We start from the raw sequence: 21025 nt of genomic DNA, 5'->3' as shown, positions 1-21025 counted from the left end.
TGATGATGTATTATCCTTCTTACTGGATAAAGGTCAGGCTATACCATTCGGTCATCAGGCTACTATTGGTAATGGCAACGTTTACCTGTAAGCGTTAGTGAATTAGCCCTTAGTCTACCTTTGATCCAAAGGAATAAACATCAGGCTCACAGCTGTTTATCGCACATACTATTTATGCTATTTTTTTGCCATTTCGTATCATAAAAACGCACGTTGGCAAGATTTTGGCTTCTTTTTTAGGTGTTAAACCCACCGTCATGTACTTACCTAAAAACATCTATCTACTACAAGAATACATTAAGACATTCATTGCAACCCAAGTTGTCTTTCCCGGTATTCTGCCCCGGCAATGGGGGAGCCAGTTCAGCCAGTTGGAGCTAAATGCTATCCATGCTGGACTGAAATTCGTCGTCAAAAAAGCCCATCCTCTTCAGGATAGGTCCATGATTTTAGCCTTTGAGCAAATCCAGGAATCAGAGTCGCTGAGTTTGCACTGGTTCCTCTGCGACTACTGGCGCGAATTGGTAATCATCTTAAAGCTCTACCCCAATTTAGGAGATGGCTACCTAGCCCAATGGAATTCATACCCATCAGGTCGTGAAACGATCTCTGAATGTATTTAACGTCCCTTCCTTCCAATTAAGGCGACCGCATATTGGTTCGCAGCTACTACCTTGGTTTGATTCAAAACCTTGGCTAGTAGTTGGTTGTTACTACAAAACAATAGGTTAACATCCACTAATATATCAACGATATGAAAACCTCTACTGCTCAACTCATCCAACGCAAAACCACGCGCCTGCAACAAATATCGTCCCAGCAAGGAGTGGCCAAGCTGATAGGCACTTATGCTCAAATCGAATTGCTGGTCTGCGATCTATTACAGAATGAACCCTGTCAATCGACCTATTGGCAGAGCTGGCGGAGTCAGAAATCAATAATCACAAAGCGATGGCAGCAAGCGCGTTTTTTCGTTGATAAACGGCCTGATCCCGCGACCAAAACAGACTATTCGCTGGAGTATCTAATTTCCTTTGAGCGCTTAAAGGAGGCTATTTGTGGAGCTGTCGTCCATCTGCCTTTGTAATCGCCAGACCGTTCCGTTTGGCATGCATACTTTCCCGTACTCGATGGATAAAGCTGATCAGCGTAAACGCTGCAGCTCACTTCCGTTTCAGGAGCTGATGAAGCAAATTTTCCAGTTCAGCCTGCTTGTTCTTGATGGCTTGTAGTTCCTGTTGTTGCTGTTGCAACTGCTGTTGCTTTTGCTGATCGGCTTTCTCCAGTTGTATACTATATAGGGTCAACTCCTCTACTTTTTCCAGTAGGGTGGCATTCATTTTCACCAAATCGACGCCATCTCTGACTACTTCATTAGATGAGGGTACACCCGGCAAATGCTGATTGGCATCAATGTACTTCTTTACTTCAGCCAATGATTGCAGGTTGTAGCCTGGAGCAAATACTTTGTCGCTCCACTCAGAAGAGTTATTGATGCGAAGTTGATAGCGGGCCTTGACCACATCGCCTTTTTCGTTGACGGCCAGGAACTGGTCGGTAGATTGAGTCGAAGGGCTGGAGGTGGTTAGATTGGTTAAGCGTAAGCCGCTGGCATCAGCAGACTCACTAACGACTTCTAGCCGGGCAGTAGGCGCAGAAGTCCCAATACCAACCTTGGCGTTATTGCCCAGAATGACAGCATTGCTGATAGCAACTCTGGAGCCCGAGCCGATGGCCGTGGCATTGTGAAGACCATCTCCGGCCTGACTATTGTAGCCCATTAAAACATTATCATCGCCTGTTGTGATGGCTGTGCCGGAGTTGGGGCCGATGATGATGTTGTTTGAGCCGGTGGTATTGTTATAGCCAGCTAGATATCCTATGAAGGTATTGTTAGCTCCATACGTGTTAGCATTTCCTGCGGAATAGCCTAAAAACGTATTATTTGGCCCTGCTGTGTTATGATAACCCGCATTAGACCCAACAAATGTATTTTTCTCTCCACTGCTATTGACCCAGCCTGCAATACTGCCAATAAACGTGTTATCCTTCCCCGAAGTATTAATAAAACCTGCACTATAGCCCACAAACGTGTTCTGATTTCCATCCAAATTTGATGTGCCAGTCTTATAACCAAAAAATGTATTACCACTTCCTGTTGTGTTTTCATAACCAGAAAAGGCTCCTACAAAGGCATTACTAAATCCCGCAGTATTTTTAATTCCGGCTTTTGATCCAACGAATAGATTTTCGGATGCGGTGTTATTAAGGCCTGCCGAATCACCAATCATTACATTATTATGGCCCGTTTGATTACTAAAGCCTGTATACGGACCAATTAAAATATTACTGTAGCCGGATGTATTAGAGAGCCCAGTTGCATATCCACTGAATACATTCGAGTTACCTATTGTGTTGAAAGCCCCTGCATTAAAGCCCATAAACACATTGAAATAGCCTGAATTGTTTGCATAACCTGCACCATTACCCATAAACAAATTAGACCCACCACTTCTGTTAGAATAACCAGTCTGAGATCCGACAAAGACATTATAGCTTCCTGAAGTATTTGAACTACCAGCACTGTAGCCTGAAAATACATTATGAACTCCAGTCATTGTGGCGTTGCCAGCTTTAGGGCCAATAAGAGTATTATTAGTACTTGGCAAGTCTGAATTGGGCATGTTAGCTACATAATTACTAGGACCTTGAGCCCTCAATGTATAACTCAGTAAAAGGGCTAATAAATAGAAGAGTTGTTTCATTATTCCAAAAAACACTTTTATAGTTTTAGTTTTTGTGGCTAATGTAGCAGAATTCGCCCTATTGGCTGTTTTAGCATATAATTTAAAGCAGGCATATTTCCATTCAATACGAACGCTTTTTGCACACTTGGACAGTATACCCAATTTTAGTTAGATTGCCCTTGTTAACCTTTCTGCACTAAATATCCTACCTAACATGAAAGTACTTTTACTCTTTGCCTGTTTTGATGCCTGTCAATTTCCTCTGCTCAGTTGCCTGACCGATCCAATGGACATGAACTATACTCATGCGGAAGGAATGCAATCATTAATCAGCAAGACTATTAACCCGCCTATTGACGAAAGAAAGATGCGGAGCTACCAATCGAAGAAATGATGTATCCAACGTCTATACCCAGTACTCTGTGCACTGACCGTTGAAAGCACTGAAGGCCTTGGAATCGACTACTCCATACCTCCCAATGAAATTTCTACTCGTGTTTTTGCTCCTCATGCTAGCGATTCAGGTTGGAGGCTCCGCCCAAGGCGCTCTTTTGCCTGATTCGACACGACACGATGCCCTCTTCAGCAGCGACACGGTGCTTCCCTTTACGCTCACAGCCTCTTTTACGCATATATTGAAAGACCGGGGCGACACCACAATGGCGCACCCGGCTCAACTTAATTATCAGAGCATCCAAGGCCAACCCGTGACCCTATCGGTTAAACTCCAGGTACGTGGCAACTTTCGGAAGCTATGGAACAACTGTTCGTTTCCGCCCCTGTACCTGAATGTACCCAGAAAGAAAGCGAGTCAGACCGTGTTTGCCAACCACAACAAGCTGAAGTTGGTTACCCACTGTGAAGACGAGGAGTACGTCGTACGGGAGTACTTGGTGTATCGACTTTATAACCTGCTGACAGACTATAGCTTTCGGGCACGACTATGCAGGGTGACTTATGTGGACTCTGCAGGCACCCGCCCTATTGAAACCCGCTGGGGTGTGCTATTGGAAGACGAATCCAATCTGGTGAAACGCAACGGTGGGATGCCTAATAAACTCCGACAAATTAGTATGGCCAACATGGATTCCCTGCATATGGCCACACTGGCGGTGTTTGAATACCTGATTGGCAACACCGACTGGTCGGTACCCTACCGGCATAACATCCGGTTGCTGACGGCTCCTACGCTAAGGAATCCCGTGCCGGTGCCCTACGATTTCGACCAAGCAGGTATCGTCGAGGCCTTTTACGCTCAGCCCTCCGAGCACATTGGCATTGCCTCGGTGCGGGAACGGGTCTACCGCGGTATTGCCTATCCATCAGCGTTGTTTCATCGGGTCTTTGACCGGTTCAACCAACTGAAGCCCCAAATTTACGACCTGTATGCGAACGATCCTCGCCTGGAGTCAGCCTATATAAAACGCACGCTAAAGTACCTTGATGAATTTTATGCAGTCATCAACAACTCGGTTAAAGTTTTTCTGGGCCGTGCTCAGCGCAACGAGGTTCCTAAAACGCCAAAGTCACTTTCTGCAGTGCAAAAAAAGAGCAATGCCAAGAGTACTATTTCTAAGCCTGCCACCAAAAATCTATTGTAAAAGAAGGAAGTTAACTTTAACCATCGCCCCCTCCTGTAGTACTGGACAAAAACTGGAAATGGCAGTTGGAGGATAACCCTGCTCGGCGCAAAGTCGATTTCGATGATGCTCACTGGGAAACTTTAGCAGCAGGGTTACTTCAGTTTCGACACTTTCCAAACCAAAGGGCCCTGAGTGTTGGTAAGCTGCGTCACCTGACCATCGGCTCCTTTGGCAAATGTGAGATTCCAGATCATTGTTTTAACAAACAGCGCCGTATCAGCCGTGGCGCCTAGCGCCCATTTTGGTTGATTGGGTAATTTCAGAAAAAGTTTATCCCCTTCCCGACTGACAGTCAAGTGCCAGGATTTGTCGCCGTAATTACCTAGTAGAGGTGTTGCCTGCGCTTCGCTGAGCTTGATTTCAACCGGCTTTTCTACGAACGGAGCAAACCGATTGTACCAGAACTGATGCCAGGCGGGTGAACCAAAAGTCAGCGTGATGGTCGTTTGTAAGGCAACGATGATCCCCATACCAATTAACGAAATCTGATGGATGCGCCGGAGCGTAATCCAGTCATAGAAGAACAGGGCGATCACCAGTGTATCCAGATAAATGAATCGGACATAAAAGGCAGAATACAAGCCCGGTAACCATGACGTTCGGTCGATACCAGCCCCCATTAACGCAATAGTTGCCAGCAATAACAAACGCTTGTGGGCGGCTACGTTTTTACGAACCAGCATCCCCCAGGTAAAAAATAAGCCGAACAGGTTCATGCTGTACAATTCAACCAGCAGAATGTCCCACAATTCGCTTTCCACAGGAAGATATAAGGATAGTCGCGCACGGGTGCTGGTAATCCCAGCAACCAGATAGACGAGTATGCCCAGCACAAAACCGATTTGTCCTAGTTTTCGATGGTATTTTAGATTACCTCTTGCCGCCAATACACTCTGGGCTAGAAACATGGCCAGCCAACTGGTCATAATGGCCCCATGCACATGCACAAACCAATGAAACTTTAATGACCCGCTGGACATACCTTGATAGCTAGGTGTAAACCCAACTATCGAAATGATGAAAAATAGGATCGCCATACCGACGAAGAAATAGCGCCCTCTATGAATGGGTCGAATGGCAGCCACTGATTCAACCGGAGAAGGTGTCATAGAAAGAGGATTTTTCAGTTGGACAAGCGATCAAGTAGGGGCAAAACACCAAAGCTCTAAAACTGGAAGTAGATAAATGAGCCGCTACTTTTCTGTGTCAGAATCACCAGAATCAGCAGGCTCGACCAACCCAGACCCAATCCCCACCAGGGTAGGCGTTTTGAAAGAGACAGCAACGAACTATCCCGCATCAGCCAATGGCAGGCAATGATGCCAATCGTAATGCTACTGACTGTCAGGATGGCCAGATTGGTGAGCATGGGAGCGCCGTTAGGAATGACTCTAAACATCGACAGCAACAGCAACATAGCACCACCAAACGTAGGAGCCCGGAAAAAGACCCACGTAATGTTCACCAGAAACAGCGTCAGTATCGCCAGTCCAAACTGACTCAGCAGACTGGAAAAATGCATAGGTGGAATGACGGATGATTGACTGACCACAGATCCATCGGCGGCTCTCTCCGCTCTAATTGCCCGACGACGGGCGGCTGTTTCACGCCAGAATCGCTCAATGCAGAGGAATAATCCGTGTAACGCTCCCCAGACAACAAACGTCCAGGATGCCCCATGCCAGAGTCCACCAAGGAGCATCGTAATCATGAGGTTGATGTATGTTCTGACAGTTCCATGCCGATTGCCACCCAATGGAATGTAGAGATAATCGCGAAGCCAGGTGGAGAGGGTAATATGCCAGCGACGCCAGAAATCCGAAAATCCAATAGCGGCATACGGGTAACGAAAATTATCGGGCAATTCAAATCCCAGGCAAAGTGACACGCCAATGGCACAGGTTGAATAGCCCGCGAAGTCGCAGAAAATTTGTCCCGAAAAGGCCAGAACGCCCATCCAGGCATCAAGTGTTTGAACCGGAAACGGCAAGCCAAAAATCAAATCAGCGTGTTCGGACAGCAACCCATCGGCAATGGTTACTTTCATGAATAAGCCTAGTGAAAGCAGAAATAGTCCCCAGCTCAGTTGCTCGGTTGTAGCCCGACGGGGCGTTTTAAATTGTGGAATCAGGTCTTCCGGTCGTACGATTGGACCGGCTACCAAGTGCGGAAAATACGTAACGAACAGCGCGAAGTTCAGAAACGAGGGTTCAGGTGCAAACTTTCGTCGGTACACATCCAGCGTGTAGGAGAGCGTAACGAAGGTATAGAACGAGATCCCAACCGGCAGAATAATATCGGGTTTGACGGCGTGAAACACGATGCCCATTGTCGACAAAAGTGCCGTAAAGTTTTCCAGCAGAAATCCGCCGTATTTGAAATAGCTGAGCATGCCCAAGTTCAGCACCAGGCTGACCGTCAGCAGAAGTTTCCGTTTCCGGGGACGTTGTTCAATGGCTATCAGCTTCGCCATGTAAAAGTCAACAACCGTCGATAGCCACAGCAACAGGATGAACGGCGGATTCCAGAGAGCGTAGAATAGATAGCTGGCCAGCAGCAGATTCACCTTCTTCACCGTCCACGAAAAAGGCAGGTTGTGCAGCACCAGAATGACCGCGAAAAAGACGACAAAGGTGTAGGAATTGAAGACCATTGTTTGAGTTAGTCAAAGCGTGGAGGAAGAGGTTTTCGAAAGTGATGCGGGTGAATTCCGTTGGAGCGACCAGCCCATTTTCTGCTCAATAATCGGGATCAGATCCTGCGTGAATCGGGCTGCGTCTTTGGGTGCCAGGTGCGACCATTCCGGACAAGTGAAGCGGGTGAGTGCGGGGTAATCAGAAAAGTAAATCCCCGGTGTTTGGGTATAGGCAAGCAGTCGATCCCAGTATTGGGCACGGGGATATGTTTGCTTTTCACCCGCATATATTGGCCCGTCGGAGGGGGTTCGAATAAATAACACCTGACCACCACGCGCCCGAATCTGCTCGACGGATCGCTTGGTTTGCGCTAGAATGTCTACAAGTGGTGGCCCCGCTATGGCCCCTTTAGGAACATGCCCCTCAATTTCCAGCCATTCCCGTTTTACTGTATTTTGAATGGACGTATCGGCAATAAATGCATCGGACATCTTTGTTTGCCGGTCAAATCCATTGATTGCAAATTCATACGGAAATCTTGGCCCGCCCCAGGTACCCGGTCGGGGTGGAATTGGCAGTAAATGGAGGAGTGAACTCAACGTCAGATTCAGGTCGTCGAGGAACAGGAAATTCGCTTCCAGAACGCGATTGATCTGAAAGCTGATCTGCTGCGAAAGCGACCAGTTCGGATAAGCCGCTACTCGCTTATCGGCTTCTTTTTCTGGAAAAGCGCCAGTTGGCGTAAAAAACAACCCCTCCGTTACGTCGATAAGCAAGATTCCCTTGAAATTCGGGTCATTTCCTAAATCAGTCAGCACAGGCCGGGGAGACGTACCGACGAGGGATAGTTGAATCGGTTTTTCGCCGGTGATACGTTGCCATGTTGCCAAACTCAGGTCGAATTTGATCCGGGAGGAACCAATCAAGACGGGTCTGGCCGGACTACTCAGGTAAATCTGTTTGCGGGTATAAGCCCACAGACTCTCGTCATCGTTATAGGCCAGAACGTAGTCTTTTTGTCGCCAGTAGACTTCCCATCCGGTCACGAATGTCAGGACGAGGACCAGCGTTAGGCAAGCTGCTTTTGCATAGTTTATTGTTTTCATAAAAACGAGGAAGTAAACTTATGGGTGATTGATTTTATGCCTTTATGAGCAACTACTTCACTTCTACCAGTTTTCCATCGGGATAGTCTTGCCAGGTCATAGCGGCAATTTTCCATCGGGGTGCCGAACCATTGTCTGCCTTTTTTTCAAGTACGGAAAACTGACAGGCATTGACTTTCTGACCACCAGGGAGTTCGGCGATTAAGGTAAACGTAACCCAGGCCGAATTTCCGTTGATGTGCGTCTTATACTGGGTGAATGTGTTTTTAGTTGGTGGTTCATTGGCAAGCTCTTTTAAGCGATGCCCTATCATTTTTACCATATTATCGTACCCATGAGCCACAATCATCTCACCACCGCCGGGCGCAACCTGATAATATAAATTCGGGGATTGGACAAAAAGGCTTCCAAAAGCCTTGATGTTGCGTTTGTCGAAAGCTAACTGCATACCGTCGAGAACCTGCCGAATAGCAGCTTCATCACCCGACGTTTGCGCGAATGAACGGGTTGTAAACACTATCAGCGTAGCGACTGATAGAAATAGCGATAGAAGGCTGACTTTCATGGGTTTATTGATGTAGAATTTCGTCTTACTATTTGTATTCTGCCGGAGCAATGATGATTCGATAGCCCCCCTGCGTACCCGGCTGAATAAAGGCTACGCCAATCCCTTCCGATAGTTTCCGTTTTGCCTGACTGGCGCCCTGTTCTGCTTTAGGTAAGTACCCGTTTGCAATGGCATATTTTACGATGGGAATCGCTTTTTCTTTGGCTCGCTGCTGGGTAATCCCTTTTGCCTCCTCGTCCCAAACTTTGATGGCAAACAAGGCATTGGTATTGTCTAGAACCAGTGCTAGTTCGTTGACATTGACGGCCTTTCCTTCTATCTGCCATTTCTGTTCGTTTTCCAGCGTTATTTCTTTTCCGCTGTATGTAGAAATATAGTTTGAGGTTGGCCGGGACTGGGAAAGGGCAGGAAACTTAGGGATAATGCCATAGACCAGCGTGGTTTGCTTATCCTTAAACGCGATATCGATCATCGCCGAAGGCATCATTCCCTTGCTAACATCTGCCTTAAATTTATACGTGTAAACCCAGATGGTCTGCCCGGTCTGATATGTTCGAAAGCCTCTCATAAACTCCATTATTTCCTGGCCAAATCCCAATCCTTTCGCCACGGAATCGATCTTTTTGGCTACTTGGGAAAACTGTTCCAGTGGAGTGGCCTTCTGGGCCTCTGGGTCGAAAAGATCCCATGCCTGTTTATAATCTCCGTTAAAAACAGCCGCTATGAACGTACGGGCAACCTGATCTTGTGGGTCGGCCTTAGGTTGAGCGTTCGCCGTTACGTTCAGAAAAAAGAGTAGCAGTATCCATCTGTAGATGGTGACGCTTTTTATCAGACAACTGCGTTTATGCTGCGTTTTCATGGCAAGAATGAATAAGTAATCCGTGACCGTTCTATCGAAATGGATAACAACGCATTAGTAGACCATTAGTCGTAATGATGGCTTGCGTTGGAAACTTCCATCTTGGATTATTTAATGATTACCAGTTGTTTATCGGCATATACCTGACTCGTCAGGGCGGCAATTTTCCATTGGCCTCCCTGTTTTTCCAGAACTATCAGATCGCGGCCCAGCCCCTTCTCTTTCTTACTGTTCTCTCAGTGGCCCGTTTATTCCACCCAGGCCAGTTTCTCCCTGACCTGAGTATGCCGATCAGTGCTCGGGAGTGGCTCTTCGGGCTTGGCCGGAAAGTCCTGCGGATCATTATTCATGTGATGTAAAGGGTGTGGATAGAATTAGTAAAAGAAGTAAGGACGTTTTCATGATTGGTGTAAATAGCAAATACCGCTAACAGTCTCAAACGTAGCGAGTTGACCGGCGAACAGAAAGTAAGGCAGGGTGAGTGGTATAGAATTTCGTGTGAGTAGTCGAAATTCTGCTTGGAAGCTGTGAACGGTCAGACAAGTGATTCACTCAGAAAATAAACCACTCACGCAAAAGAGTAGGTGCTTCACGCTATGAAAGAAGAATAATAGATCTGTTTATCAGCATCTTGTCTATGGCTCCAGAGGAATTGTTCAGAGAGTCTTTGACTAGTAGGGGTTTATGAAGATAGTTCTGATCATACGTTGTCGTTGCCCGTATCATGGGCAACGACAACGTATGATCTACTTTACAGTTATTAACTTCCCTTTCGCATAATCCTGCACAATGATGGCCGAAATTTTCCACTGGCCTCCTTGTTTTTCGAGGACAAAAAACTCACGGGAATTTGTCTTTTCTCCACCCATATCCATTTCGCCGTTTGCGCTGACCCAGGCCGTACTCCCATTGACCTGAACACGGGGGTCCAACTGGGCATATTTCGCTTTGGAAGGCTCGGGGTGCGCTTTCACATAACCGCTCACCATGTGCGTCATGGCATCCCAGCCGTGGGCCAGAATCAACTGACCAGAAGTCTCATAAACCTGGTAATATAAAGCCGGCGATTTGATAAAATAGTTGTAAAACGTATTTAATTCCCGCTTGTCAAACGCAGCCTTTGAATCCATAATAACTTGTCGGATAGCTGTTTGCTCGTTCTTCGATGCGGAGGGTTGGTTTTGGCCATTGGCGATGTTGAACAGCAATGCTGCACATCCCAGAAAAATCAGTTTTTTCATGATTAGTCGTTTTTGTTTGGCCAAAACTACCTAGCCGACCTGCCAGTATAGGGGTAAAAAAACGACAATCGTTCCGTTAAAAACTGTGGGAGCTGTATGGACGTATCAGTGAACGGGTTTCTTCTTCCAGGAGCAAGGTAGGCGTAACGCCCGCGAACTCTTTAAAATCCCGACGCATGTGCTGAAGATCATAGTAGTTATGGTGCAGAGCAATGTCGAGCCAGTCTAGATCGGGTCGTTGTTCTTTCAGCCGAAAAGCTTTACTAAAGCGCGCCAGCCGTCGGAACGTTTTGGGTCCAAGTCCTAACCGTTCGTGGCATTTACGTTCGAACTGCCGGAAGCTCAGGCAAGCCTGGTCAGCTAGGTAATCCAACGAAACAAGTCGGGTTGGGTCTGAAAGGAATTGAAAAGTCTTATCGATCGGATGTGTCACTATCTGCTTTTTTCGGTACTGGCGTAACAAAAAAGCCTCGACGATTTGCTGCATCTGATCATAGTCTGTCGTTTCCCGAAGCTGTTCGTTTACTCGCCGAATTTCAGCATTCCAAAGTAGAGAAACGTCAAGTGGAAAATCAAAGCATTCAGCCATCGGAATGCCCAGCAGACGATGTAAGCCGCCCGGTTCAAAAAACGTAGCAACGATAAGGTGATCTTTTCCCATCATTAAATCAACTCGCGAAATGTAGGGACCAATGCTTATACAATCGGGTGCCGTAATTGTCTGGCCGGTTCGGTGGTAAAATACATCCATTGAATCACGTGGATAGAACGATAAATTCTGTACCGCGTGGGGCGGGAACGGATGGGCTACTATGGGCGCTCCGGCTGGCCTCTGAATGTGAACGATTTGATATCCCTTTATAAAGCTGGCCAAAGCAGGGTGAGGGGCGTAGATTCGGTTGACCATGGTTGATGAATAGATGGCTGATAAAGCACTGGTAATTAACTGCCTACTTGTTGGTAGATCCCAAACACCAGGAGTTGATCCCTCTGCGATATACGTTCACTCAAAAAAACAACCCGTCACTCAATAGACTGACCATTCATAAGGAATGGTAGGCATGAACGAATTCATAATCAGTATATTTATGAAAATACCGACAGATATTGAGCGGAACGCAGATTAGTTTAGAGATACCACTATGAAGAGGCTGCTACGCATCGGTTTATTAACCTCGCTGGTATGGCTGCTTGGAGCCGCGACTTGGGCACAGACATCAGCTCTCTTTCCAATTAATAGTATACCACCAGATGGCATTTTGCTGGACAAAAACTGGCTATGGCAGTCTGGTGATGATTCACAGTGGGCAAAGCCGGAATTCAATGATCGTCGCTGGCAAGCTATCGATCCTACAAAAGACATCATGGATTTGCCACAGGCGCGGGGGACTAGCGTGAGCTGGTTTCGTCTGCATTTTTCACTGAAAGACTCCATTCCGCATCAGTTAGCCTTACTGGTCTGGCAGGTGGGCGCATCAGAAATTTATCTGGATGGAAAGCGTATTCATCAGTTAGGCCAACTAACAAGTGATCCATCCGCGATAAAGGCAATCAATCCGGCAGGCAAACCTATTTCGTTTCCGGTAGGTCCATCACCTAACCACGTGTTGGCGGTCCGGTACGCCTTACAGCCTAATCTAACTTATACAACCATTTTTCTCTATGAAAACCGAGGGTTCAAGGCTGTAATCAATACAATGGAACGATCCATTGACCAGTACCATCAGGCCAACGATTTTGAAAGGAGCAGTTTCAGGATTGGCGTCATTTTTATTCTAGCCATCTTATACCTAGCCTTTTACCTTTTCTATCCAATACAACGAGCGTATTTGTATTTTTCTTTTTACGGCTTTTTCCAAACTTGTGTCTGGTCAATTGAACTCTATATCCGTTTTCAACCTCGAGTTGAATTACAATACCTGTTGCATCTTGTCGAGTTTAATCTGGCCGTGTTCGATACAGTCCTGATGCTATGGTCCATCTACTCGCTGTTGGAACAGCCTAAGGACTGGGTTTTCAAATCGCTTTCCATTTTTGGGATTTTCTGCATGATAATGGGCACCTTTATCTACGGATGGGGTTGGTTACTCTTTGGTTTTTTCTTTCTAAATCTGACCGGTCTGGATGTCACGCGGATCGCCATCAGGTCGGTTAAACAACAGCGAAAAGGAGCCTGGATTATTCTGGGTGGAAGCACTAGCTTTCTTCTATCCTGGGCTTTGTTTACGCTATCGACATTGGGTTTTATGCCTCCCCTCCCCATTGATACGTTTAGTATTGCCCATCTTAGCATTCCGATTGTCGTAGCCCTGTATATGGGTTATCAATCAGCTATAGCTCACCGCTCTTTACACCATCAATTGGCAGAAGTAGAACGTCTTTCTCAGGAAAAGCAACAGTTGTTGGCGATGCAGAATACAATGCTGGAACAACAGTTGGTCCAGCAAACCAATGAAGCCATGCTGGAACGTCAGCTCGAAGAGCAACGTGTCAATCAGCTCCGTACCGATTTTGAACGTCGGGCTGCTGAAGCTGAAATGGCAGGACTCCGTTCGCAGATGAACCCGCATTTTATATTTAATTGTCTAAACTCCATTAAGCTGTATGCCATTGAGAATGAGTCAGAAAAAGCATCGGAATACCTGACTAAATTCTCGCGTCTTATCCGAATGGTGCTCGAAAATTCCCGCTCCGAACGAGTGACGCTGCAAAACGAATTGGAAACCTTACGGCTCTACATGGATATGGAAGCCATGCGCTTTAAGCAGAAATTGTCATTCCGAATCGACGTAGCGCCGGATGTCGATGCGAGGTTTCTGGAGATCCCCCCCTTATTGATTCAGCCTTACGTTGAGAATGCCATCTGGCACGGCCTGATGCATAAACCTACGGGGGGCACCGTCCATGTAAAAGCGACGTTGCCGCAGGAAACCCTCCTCCAATTGACCATTACCGATGATGGAGTAGGTCGAGCCCGATCTGCCGAACTGAAAAGTAAATCGGCTAGTCACCGCAAATCATTTGGTTTAAAGATGACCTCTGAGCGGATTTCGCTGGTAAACCAAATTTATCAGACCCAGACACAGGCTCAGATTATGGATCTGGTAGACAGTTTTGGAGAGCCTTGCGGGACTAAAGTTATTCTGGAGATACCGGTATGAACGTGCTACGTCGATACAGGATAGTCAGTGGCTTGTTTTGGCTGATCGGTATACTATCCGGTATAGGGAGCCCTTGCTATGCACAGGTGAATGCCCGAATACAGAACGTAGTACCCCTCCAGAAAACTCCGCCCCCTTTCTGCCGAACCTTCACTCAGGCCGATGGGCTGCCTACTGGACGTATTAGTACGTTGTGTCAGACGCGTGACGGTTTTTTGTGGTTAATCATTGAGCATCTAGGGCTGGTCCGGTTCGACGGTCAACATTTCCGGCTATTTGGGGCCGATGTGCTGCCGGGTACTGATATCCATGAAATGGTGGAGGGGCGAGATTCAGCACTTTATCTGGCCAGCAATAAAGGATTATGCCGATTTGATTTACGCACATACCAGGCCCGCTTATTTCCCCAACCGGGTGCTTTAGAGATCGTTCACGAAACTCAGACGGGCCAATTACTAGTAGGAGGTCATCAGGGGATTTATGCGTTTGACAAAACGAGTTTCCACTTTCGTGATTTACGTCACGATCCGGTGGTCGATGCCGTAACTGGACAGAGTCGACCCGATTCTATTCCGCCCATATGGCTTGACGTGAAGACTTCTCCCGACCCATCCGGTTTATTCTGGTTATTTTTCGGTGGTCATAAAGGTTCCATCTACGCCTATCACCCTCACAAACACCACTGGCTGGCTTACTCAACACCTACGAATCGATCGCGGTCGCTTTTACTTCAGAATCAATGGTTTTCAAATTTGTACCCCGATGAAAACGGTCGGTATATCTGGATTAGTGGCTGGCAAACCGGGCTTCAACGGCTCGACCGACAAACAGGTGAATGGGTGTGCTACGACTTTGGTGATAGAACCCTTAATAATTGTCTGGAGATTGCTCCCGGTACCGGGCAAGACCTCTGGTTAACGTTCGATGGAGTGGGATTGGCTCGTTTTAACCGTCAAACAGGTCAATTGGCTTTTTCCCCTCCCCGACCTGCTTTGCTAGGGGGGCTATCTCCAGGCTTAATGCATATCCGAAATGGAAAAAGTGGAGCTCGGTGGTTGTTTGGTGCAGGTAGTCAATTGACAGGTATCCTTCCTTCTCAGCAACGGATGCTTTATCTGAAAACACTCCCAGCTCAGGAGCGAATTGTAACGCTTTGGCATGATGATGTGGCAAATCGTACCCTTTATGCCAGCTTTGACGACCATTTTGTCAGTAGCCTTTACCTTCGTGAACGAGATGGAACGATTCGGCACCGGCGGTTTCCAGATCTGAATGCAGGCGGGAATGAATCCTTGTTTCGTTTTCTAAAAATGGATGGAAAAGGAATGCTGTGGACAGGCGTCACGAGTCAGAATCCACAGAAGAACGGACTATACCGCATTGATTACCAGACTCTCCGCATAGAACGCGTGACAAGGCGAGTTGGCGGAAAACTGACAACCGATTCACTGGATTTTACTACCGCTCGTACTGATGATGCTGGTAATCTATGGATCGCGACTGCGAGACGTGGCGTTGTTTGTTTGCCACCAGGCACAGGGCCTGGTCGTTTGTGGCCAATATGGGATAAATCAGCACGAAATTCCTGGGTCATAACGCTCTTACCCGACCATGACAGGCGGATCTGGCTCGCCAGGCAGTTCTCGTTACAACGATTGACACCATCCACAGGGCAAATTGAGGAGTTTTTCCCAAATTCGCTCGAGATAAGAACACTCTGTCTGGATGCTGAAGGATCAGTCTGGGCGAGTAACCATGCAGGCGTCTGGCGATTACGAAAACAGGAGAAAACCTTCAGGCGCATGATTCCCCGGTTGGCCGCCTATCAGGGAGTAGCTGATACCGACGGAGCAATCTGGCTAACGGCCAACGATGCGATGTATCGATTTAAGCCAAAAACCGGAAGCCTAGAGCGTCTGGATGGACAAAATGGATTGAGTCTTGAACCGATTGAGACGGAATACATCGATAAACGGCTGTTACTAACCAAGACCGGCGACCTGCTGATAAGCGATCAGTACCGATTTGCTACCAGTGGTTTTCGCACGGATTCATCGACCAACGCACCGTTGGTTTTCACCAGTTTTAACGTATTTAATCAGGCGATATCACTTGCCCGAACAATCGACTCCCAGCCCGAGGTAAGGCTGAATTACCAGCAAAACTTCTTCACAATTGAGTATGCCACACTCGATTTTTTGCCGACTACCCAGCACCGTTACCAATATCGCCTTGAGGGACTGGAAGATAACTGGCAACAAAATGGGGATCGGCGAACGGTCAGCTATACCAATATTGAACCAGGAACCTACCATTTCCACGTTCGGGCGGCAAACGCGGATGGACACTGGGGACCAGAACGCGTGCTCACCGTTGAGATACAGCCTCCTTTCTGGATGACAGCCTGGTTTCGGCTGTTAACGATTAGTCTACTCATCGGGCTAGTTTATGGGTTTCATCGGTACCGACTTGCTCAGCTGAAATATCGTCTGGATATGCGACGTAGGGAGGCAGAGCTTCGGGAACGGGAAGCACTTCTGCTGCAACGATTATCTGAAACAGAACTTACTGCCCTTCGGGCACAAATGAACCCACATTTCATCTTTAATTGCCTGAATTCTATTAAGTTATACACATCAGAAAATGACTCAGAGAAAGCATCAGAATACCTCACCAAGTTTTCCCGACTCATTCGGTTAGTGCTGGAAAACTCCCGTTCCGAACGCGTTAAACTACAAAATGAACTTGACATGCTCCAGTTGTACGCTGATATGGAAATCATGCGCTTCAAACAAAAATTATCGTTTTCGGTGGATGTTGACGCAAGTATTGATACCCGATTTGTAGAAATACCCCCACTGTTAATTCAACCGTATGTGGAAAATGCCATTTGGCACGGGCTGATGCATAAACCAGAGGGAGGCTGTGTACGAGTTCGGGTTACGCACCCACAGGATGATCTGCTGCAGCTAACCATTTCTGACGATGGTATAGGACGGGCCAGAGCAACCGAATTAAAGAGCAAATCGGCCAGTCATCGGAAGTCATTTGGGCTCAAGATGACTTCCGAGCGGATTGCTCTGGTTAACCAATTGTATCATACAAACACAAAAGTCCTGATTGAAGACCTCATGGACGCCGAAGGCCAGCCTGCCGGAACCGAAGTGACTATACAGATACCTATATAATTGTGATTGGTGAATGAGTGATTGAGTAAATAGTTTAGGCGTCAGCTATTCACTCAATCACTCATTCTATCACTCAATCATTCACCTATGCGCGCGCTCATCATTGACGACGAACCGGACAATGTTCGTCTATTGGCCCTGCAACTGGCTCGACACTGCCCACAGGTGGAGTTAGTTGGGCAATATACCGATAGTACGGATGGGCTGCGAGCTATTCAGACGCTTCGCCCAGGACTGGTATTTCTTGACATCGAAATGCCTGTCATGAATGGGTTTCAGTTGCTGGAACGGGTCGGTGACATTAACTTTCATATCGTTTTTGTCACAGCTTACGACCAGTATGCGGTGCGAGCCTTTCGGTTCAGTGCACTGGACTATCTGCTTAAACCCATTGATACCGTTGACCTGATTGCTACGGTACGTCGGGCCGAAACCACAGCCCGTATCAATCCCCAACAACTGGATCTGATGCGGCAATATTACCCGGCAGGTGCAACAAGTGTGAGCCCAATCGCTAAAGGACGGATTGCCTTACCGCACGCCAGTGGGATGGTATTTGTGGAGACAAAGCAGATTATTTATTGTGAAGCCGACAGCAACTACACGCGCTTCCACCTGGCCAATGGTGAACAGTATGTGATTGCCAAAACCCTGGGCGATGTACAGGAGGTATTAGAAACAGGTGATTTTGTGCGGGTACATCGGCAGTACATGGTTAACCTGGATCACATTCAGAAACTAGTCAAAGGCGAAGGTACGTATCTGTTGATGACTAATGGGGTAAGCATTCCCATTGCCCGACAACAGAAAGACCGACTGATGGAACGTTTTGGCTGGGTGTAATTCCAGTTTGTATAAAATTATCCCTATCTCTATTGACTGCGGCCTTTAAACGATCCGATCCTGAAAATAGGCAATGAACCACTTGGGCACAAAAGTGCTAGTATTTGACTCATTTGAGCTAATGTGTTTTCCCAACTCAGCCGACCTTTGACCTATCCAAAACGGAAACACAAACAAACGCTAAAGTCCCATGAAAACGCTCATCAAACCTCTGTTCGTTGCTATTGCCCTGATGCTCACTACTGGATACGCTTCCCTGGCTCACTCGGCCAGCGACCCTCAGCCCACTGCTGCCTTCCAGAGCGGCATCTATACCAACCAAGCCGGAAAACTTCAGATTGCCCTCGATAAACAAGCTGGCCATACCCTGTACGTTCGCCTGACCAATACCGACGGACGCATGTTCTTTGTCCAACGGGTGGGCAAGCAACAAACCTCTGTTCGCTTACGACTCGATGTGAGTGATTTGCCCGACGGTGCTTATCAATTGACCATCACCGATGGCAAGGATATCGCCCAACACACGGTAACGCTGGAAACCCAGAAACCTGTGGATACCAATAGACAGGTGGCCATTAACTAAGATAGGAGTTATCGAGCCAATTAGCAATCGGTCGATGATATCGGTGTCACTCCGTATTTTACGTTTACCGTACCACAAAATACGGAGTGAATAAACCGTTCTTATAATCCTGCTGGACTTGCTCCCGGCTTTCATATTGGTACGTTAAGCCTGTGTTGTGAAGAAAAAAAGTATCCTTTGGAACGTCTACTAGTTGAACGTCGGCCAGCGGCATTCCTTCAGCGGTTACGAAATAAGCAAATGTATGATTTGCGCCTACACATAAAACTAAACCAGTAGGGAATTGATAAAGGTCACCAACCGCCCAAACACTCGATTCCTGTGGCTGATACTGCATTTCTGATATTGGTTATTAATCCTATTCAACGTCAAAAGACATTTCCAGTCGATTCTGTACACCAAACCGTACTCCACTATAAACAACAAACCCCTAACTACCTGAATTTACAGTTTGTTAGGGGTTATCTTGGTACCGGGAGCCGGACTCGAATATTTACTTTCCCGGTATTGCACTTACCATAGAAATCGCTTTATAGAGGCAGTAGAGCCATATTTCTAAGAATATCAAAGTACCTCGAAGTAATAGAAAGTAAAAAATGTTTCAGTAATGTTACAGTGAACGGCTATTGTTAGCTACCTTTAAAGCAGGTAATGGCAGAGCTATGGATCTACCCGACATTGACGGACAAACGGCCAAAGGCCGCACTCGAACAAATACAATATCCTTTACTGTCGAACTGGGTAATAAGCCTAAGAAGGATGGACAATACTCGCTTTATCTCAGGATCACTGAAAACCGCAAGCATCGTAGAGTCTACATAGGTTTCGATATTCCTCTGAAAGACTGGAACCCTAACAAAAAGGAGGTTCGTCGGTCCTATCCGCTGCATGAGGTAATCAACAAGAAGATTGATGCAATAAAGTCAGACGCTATTCGATTAAAAGCTGAATCAAAGAATGTTAATTCGGAGGTAATTGCTGAAAACCTAAAAGGACGATCCTCAACCTATTTCTTTCAGTACGCATACGGGTACATTACTAATAAGCCCTACAACACACAACGCAATGTTCGTACTGAGATCAATAAGTTTTTAGAATACATCGATAACAAGGATCTGTTCTTTGCTGACATAACGGTTAAACTGCTGACCGACTATGAAAACTGGTTGCGTACCAAAAAGGGGAACACAACCAACACCATTAGCAAAGGGCTCTCAAAAATCCGGACCATATTTAACCAGGCCATTAAAGAGGGAGTCTTGCCTATGCAGGATAACCCGTTTTTGATGATCAGATTGAAGGAAGGTAAACCTGAGCGTATCCGCTTGACAGAAAAGGAGCTCGAAGCATTTCGCACTGTACCACTGCCTGAAGACTCATTGCTTTGGCATACTCGCAACTACTGGCTTTGTGCCTTTTATATGGCAGGTATGCGCTTTAGTGATATATCCTGTCTCCAGTGGAAGAACATCAACGGGAACCGGCTCTCCTATGTGATGCAAAAAACTAAGAACACGGTTACGCAAAGTCACACCATCCAGTTACCAAAGCAGGCAGAGGAAATCATACTTCATTATCGATCCGATAAGCCCTCCCCTACGGACAATGTTTTTCCCATCCTGAACCCTGACAAGGTTTACACGACGGAAGCTGATGTATTAAAAGAGATAAGCCGCAAAAACGCACTGATCAACAAGTACCTCAAGAAAATATGCTTTCTGGCCGGAATAACGAAGGAGCTCTCCTTTCACTCTGCCAGGCATACGTTTGCAGATTTAGGCCGCAAAAAGGTGAAAGACGTTTACGCCATATCCAAACTGCTGAGGCATTCGAAAATAAACATTACTGAAAAGTACCTTTCTGAGTTCGACACAGACACTACGGATAAGGCGCTCGAATCAATTTTTGGTTAATCTTTTTATTGCCTACCCAATGATAACAATACCTTTTGAACCTAAAGAAAAACACTTAGAATATGATTGGTGGCAAATGTTTGTTGAGGAGTGGGATCCGGCGAAATCCGAAAAGTACCATATTGGTCATAAATGGGCTTTTAATCTAATAGAGCTAGAGGCAATGGAAGTTAGCCAATTGTGTGCTACTTATTCTATTAGTGAATTAGAGTCAGAGGCTTTATGTATTTTCTATAAAATGCAAAAGCATAATCAAGGGCGGGCTCTTCTCTTCTCAAGAAAGGTCTGGGATAGAGACATAAAGCCTATGCTTGAATCTTTTGAAAAAATGTGGGAGGCATCAAGTTTTGAGAAAATCCTTATTGATACTGATAATCTTGAATACATAAAAATCAAGACAAAGGATAAAAAGCTGGCTTATTCCTATCAAGGAGTCCCAATGGACTTTATTCGACAGGCGATACTTGAAAAGGCTGAAAGAGATAAGGAGAAGCTAACAGATACAGGCAGTTACTAGTTAGATCCATTTATTTA

Annotated in this window: 20 protein-coding genes; 11 read left to right on the top strand and 9 right to left on the bottom strand. The window is 46.5% G+C overall.

The annotated features are described in order from the left end of the window. Nucleotides 1–257 precede the first annotated feature (257 nt). Nucleotides 258–623: a hypothetical protein gene (locus tag GO755_RS00390; RefSeq protein WP_157582592.1), complete on the top strand. Its 366-nt coding sequence runs from the start codon at nt 258–260 to the stop codon at nt 621–623. 131 nt (nt 624–754) lie between these two features. Further along, nucleotides 755–1087, top strand: coding sequence for a hypothetical protein (locus GO755_RS00385; protein ID WP_157582591.1), 333 nt, complete (start codon nt 755–757; stop codon nt 1085–1087). A gap of 76 nt (nt 1088–1163) precedes the next feature. On the opposite strand, the gene GO755_RS00380 is transcribed toward GO755_RS00385, so the two are convergent. Beyond that, complete coding sequence (locus tag GO755_RS00380; protein ID WP_227686817.1) at nt 1164–2684, bottom strand: hypothetical protein; 1521 nt, start codon at nt 2682–2684, stop codon at nt 1164–1166. Nucleotides 2685–2961: 277 nt separating this feature from the next. Here GO755_RS00380 and GO755_RS00375 point away from each other — a divergent pair, with 277 nt between their 5' ends. After that, nucleotides 2962–3141, top strand: a complete 180-nt coding sequence (locus GO755_RS00375; protein WP_157582589.1) for a hypothetical protein — start codon at nt 2962–2964, stop codon at nt 3139–3141. An 85-nt stretch (nt 3142–3226) separates the two neighbouring features. Next, nucleotides 3227–4348 carry a hypothetical protein gene (locus GO755_RS00370; RefSeq protein ID WP_157582588.1) on the top strand — a complete coding sequence of 374 codons (1122 nt, stop codon included), beginning with the start codon at nt 3227–3229 and terminating at the stop codon, nt 4346–4348. Between the two features lie 134 nt (nt 4349–4482). Here GO755_RS00370 and GO755_RS00365 read toward each other — a convergent pair whose 3' ends face one another. The 5 genes from GO755_RS00365 to GO755_RS00345 are packed head-to-tail and all read right to left on the bottom strand — an operon-like array spanning nt 4483 to nt 9562. Next, nucleotides 4483–5499 (bottom strand): hypothetical protein, encoded by a 1017-nt coding sequence (locus GO755_RS00365; protein WP_157582587.1) that lies wholly within the window; start codon nt 5497–5499, stop codon nt 4483–4485. Between the two features lie 56 nt (nt 5500–5555). Further along, nucleotides 5556–7043, bottom strand: a complete 1488-nt coding sequence (locus tag GO755_RS00360) for an MBOAT family O-acyltransferase (RefSeq protein ID WP_157582586.1) — start codon at nt 7041–7043, stop codon at nt 5556–5558. A gap of 12 nt (nt 7044–7055) precedes the next feature. Further along, entirely contained in the window at nt 7056–8132 is a 1077-nt protein-coding gene (locus GO755_RS00355; RefSeq protein WP_157582585.1) for a hypothetical protein, read from the bottom strand. Nucleotides 8133–8184: 52 nt separating this feature from the next. Then, a complete protein-coding gene (locus GO755_RS00350; RefSeq protein WP_157582584.1) occupies nt 8185–8697 on the bottom strand; it encodes a YybH family protein in 513 nt (170 codons plus the stop codon). A 28-nt stretch (nt 8698–8725) separates the two neighbouring features. Beyond that, the gene (locus GO755_RS00345) at nt 8726–9562 is read right to left on the bottom strand and encodes a hypothetical protein (protein WP_157582583.1); all 837 of its coding nucleotides are present in this window, start codon (nt 9560–9562) and stop codon (nt 8726–8728) included. Between the two features lie 74 nt (nt 9563–9636). Between GO755_RS00345 and GO755_RS00340 the strand changes: the two genes are divergently transcribed. After that, on the top strand, nt 9637–9921 hold the full coding sequence (locus tag GO755_RS00340; protein WP_157582582.1) for a hypothetical protein: 285 nt from the start codon (nt 9637–9639) through the stop codon (nt 9919–9921). Nucleotides 9922–10308: 387 nt separating this feature from the next. Here the strand turns inward: GO755_RS00340 and GO755_RS00335 are convergent, their stop codons facing one another. Beyond that, complete coding sequence (locus GO755_RS00335) at nt 10309–10803, bottom strand: nuclear transport factor 2 family protein (protein ID WP_157582581.1); 495 nt, start codon at nt 10801–10803, stop codon at nt 10309–10311. A 76-nt stretch (nt 10804–10879) separates the two neighbouring features. Beyond that, entirely contained in the window at nt 10880–11710 is an 831-nt protein-coding gene (locus GO755_RS00330; protein WP_157582580.1) for an AraC family transcriptional regulator, read from the bottom strand. A gap of 235 nt (nt 11711–11945) precedes the next feature. Between GO755_RS00330 and GO755_RS00325 the strand changes: the two genes are divergently transcribed. The 4 genes from GO755_RS00325 to GO755_RS00310 all read left to right on the top strand — a co-directional run bounded on the left by GO755_RS00325 (nt 11946) and on the right by GO755_RS00310 (nt 18578). Further along, nucleotides 11946–13964 carry a histidine kinase gene (locus GO755_RS00325; RefSeq protein ID WP_157582579.1) on the top strand — a complete coding sequence of 673 codons (2019 nt, stop codon included), beginning with the start codon at nt 11946–11948 and terminating at the stop codon, nt 13962–13964. After that, the gene (locus GO755_RS00320; RefSeq protein WP_157582578.1) at nt 13961–17152 is read left to right on the top strand and encodes a sensor histidine kinase; all 3192 of its coding nucleotides are present in this window, start codon (nt 13961–13963) and stop codon (nt 17150–17152) included. The genes GO755_RS00325 and GO755_RS00320 overlap by 4 nt, the downstream gene beginning before the upstream one ends. An 87-nt stretch (nt 17153–17239) precedes the next feature. Further along, complete coding sequence (locus GO755_RS00315) at nt 17240–17995, top strand: LytR/AlgR family response regulator transcription factor (RefSeq protein ID WP_157582577.1); 756 nt, start codon at nt 17240–17242, stop codon at nt 17993–17995. Between the two features lie 190 nt (nt 17996–18185). Beyond that, complete coding sequence (locus tag GO755_RS00310) at nt 18186–18578, top strand: T9SS type A sorting domain-containing protein (RefSeq protein WP_157582576.1); 393 nt, start codon at nt 18186–18188, stop codon at nt 18576–18578. 64 nt (nt 18579–18642) lie between these two features. Here GO755_RS00310 and GO755_RS00305 read toward each other — a convergent pair whose 3' ends face one another. Further along, a complete protein-coding gene (locus GO755_RS00305) occupies nt 18643–18915 on the bottom strand; it encodes a hypothetical protein (RefSeq protein WP_157582575.1) in 273 nt (90 codons plus the stop codon). A gap of 325 nt (nt 18916–19240) precedes the next feature. Here GO755_RS00305 and GO755_RS00300 point away from each other — a divergent pair, with 325 nt between their 5' ends. Both GO755_RS00300 and GO755_RS00295 read left to right on the top strand, forming a co-directional pair. Then, nucleotides 19241–20491, top strand: coding sequence for a site-specific integrase (locus GO755_RS00300; protein WP_157582574.1), 1251 nt, complete (start codon nt 19241–19243; stop codon nt 20489–20491). Nucleotides 20492–20510: 19 nt separating this feature from the next. Continuing rightward, the gene (locus tag GO755_RS00295) at nt 20511–21008 is read left to right on the top strand and encodes a hypothetical protein (protein WP_157582573.1); all 498 of its coding nucleotides are present in this window, start codon (nt 20511–20513) and stop codon (nt 21006–21008) included. The last annotated feature ends 17 nt before the right edge of the window (nt 21009–21025 follow it).

The sequence above is a fragment of the Spirosoma arboris genome (assembly GCF_009754945.1).
Classification (GTDB): domain Bacteria; phylum Bacteroidota; class Bacteroidia; order Cytophagales; family Spirosomataceae; genus Spirosoma; species Spirosoma arboris.
Note: the sequence above shows the minus strand (reverse complement) of the source record. Positions and strands in the feature narration are given on the sequence as shown.

Excerpts from the sequence above, each read along its gene's own strand:
- GO755_RS00325 (WP_157582579.1), top strand. The coding sequence starts at position 11,946 with ATGAAGAGGCTGCTACGCATCGGTTTATTAACCTCGCTGGTATGGCTG.
- GO755_RS00300 (WP_157582574.1), top strand. The coding sequence starts at position 19,241 with ATGGATCTACCCGACATTGACGGACAAACGGCCAAAGGCCGCACTCGA.
- GO755_RS00330 (WP_157582580.1), bottom strand. The coding sequence starts at position 11,710 with ATGGTCAACCGAATCTACGCCCCTCACCCTGCTTTGGCCAGCTTTATA.
- GO755_RS00355 (WP_157582585.1), bottom strand. The coding sequence starts at position 8,132 with ATGAAAACAATAAACTATGCAAAAGCAGCTTGCCTAACGCTGGTCCTC.
- GO755_RS00310 (WP_157582576.1), top strand. The coding sequence starts at position 18,186 with ATGAAAACGCTCATCAAACCTCTGTTCGTTGCTATTGCCCTGATGCTC.
- GO755_RS00365 (WP_157582587.1), bottom strand. The coding sequence starts at position 5,499 with ATGACACCTTCTCCGGTTGAATCAGTGGCTGCCATTCGACCCATTCAT.
- GO755_RS00345 (WP_157582583.1), bottom strand. The coding sequence starts at position 9,562 with ATGAAAACGCAGCATAAACGCAGTTGTCTGATAAAAAGCGTCACCATC.
- GO755_RS00305 (WP_157582575.1), bottom strand. The coding sequence starts at position 18,915 with ATGCAGTATCAGCCACAGGAATCGAGTGTTTGGGCGGTTGGTGACCTT.
- GO755_RS00335 (WP_157582581.1), bottom strand. The coding sequence starts at position 10,803 with ATGAAAAAACTGATTTTTCTGGGATGTGCAGCATTGCTGTTCAACATC.
- GO755_RS00350 (WP_157582584.1), bottom strand. The coding sequence starts at position 8,697 with ATGAAAGTCAGCCTTCTATCGCTATTTCTATCAGTCGCTACGCTGATA.
- GO755_RS00375 (WP_157582589.1), top strand. The coding sequence starts at position 2,962 with ATGAAAGTACTTTTACTCTTTGCCTGTTTTGATGCCTGTCAATTTCCT.
- GO755_RS00360 (WP_157582586.1), bottom strand. The coding sequence starts at position 7,043 with ATGGTCTTCAATTCCTACACCTTTGTCGTCTTTTTCGCGGTCATTCTG.
- GO755_RS00390 (WP_157582592.1), top strand. The coding sequence starts at position 258 with ATGTACTTACCTAAAAACATCTATCTACTACAAGAATACATTAAGACA.
- GO755_RS00370 (WP_157582588.1), top strand. The coding sequence starts at position 3,227 with ATGAAATTTCTACTCGTGTTTTTGCTCCTCATGCTAGCGATTCAGGTT.
- GO755_RS00320 (WP_157582578.1), top strand. The coding sequence starts at position 13,961 with ATGAACGTGCTACGTCGATACAGGATAGTCAGTGGCTTGTTTTGGCTG.
- GO755_RS00380 (WP_227686817.1), bottom strand. The coding sequence starts at position 2,684 with ATGCCCAATTCAGACTTGCCAAGTACTAATAATACTCTTATTGGCCCT.
- GO755_RS00295 (WP_157582573.1), top strand. The coding sequence starts at position 20,511 with ATGATAACAATACCTTTTGAACCTAAAGAAAAACACTTAGAATATGAT.
- GO755_RS00385 (WP_157582591.1), top strand. The coding sequence starts at position 755 with ATGAAAACCTCTACTGCTCAACTCATCCAACGCAAAACCACGCGCCTG.
- GO755_RS00340 (WP_157582582.1), top strand. The coding sequence starts at position 9,637 with ATGATGGCTTGCGTTGGAAACTTCCATCTTGGATTATTTAATGATTAC.
- GO755_RS00315 (WP_157582577.1), top strand. The coding sequence starts at position 17,240 with ATGCGCGCGCTCATCATTGACGACGAACCGGACAATGTTCGTCTATTG.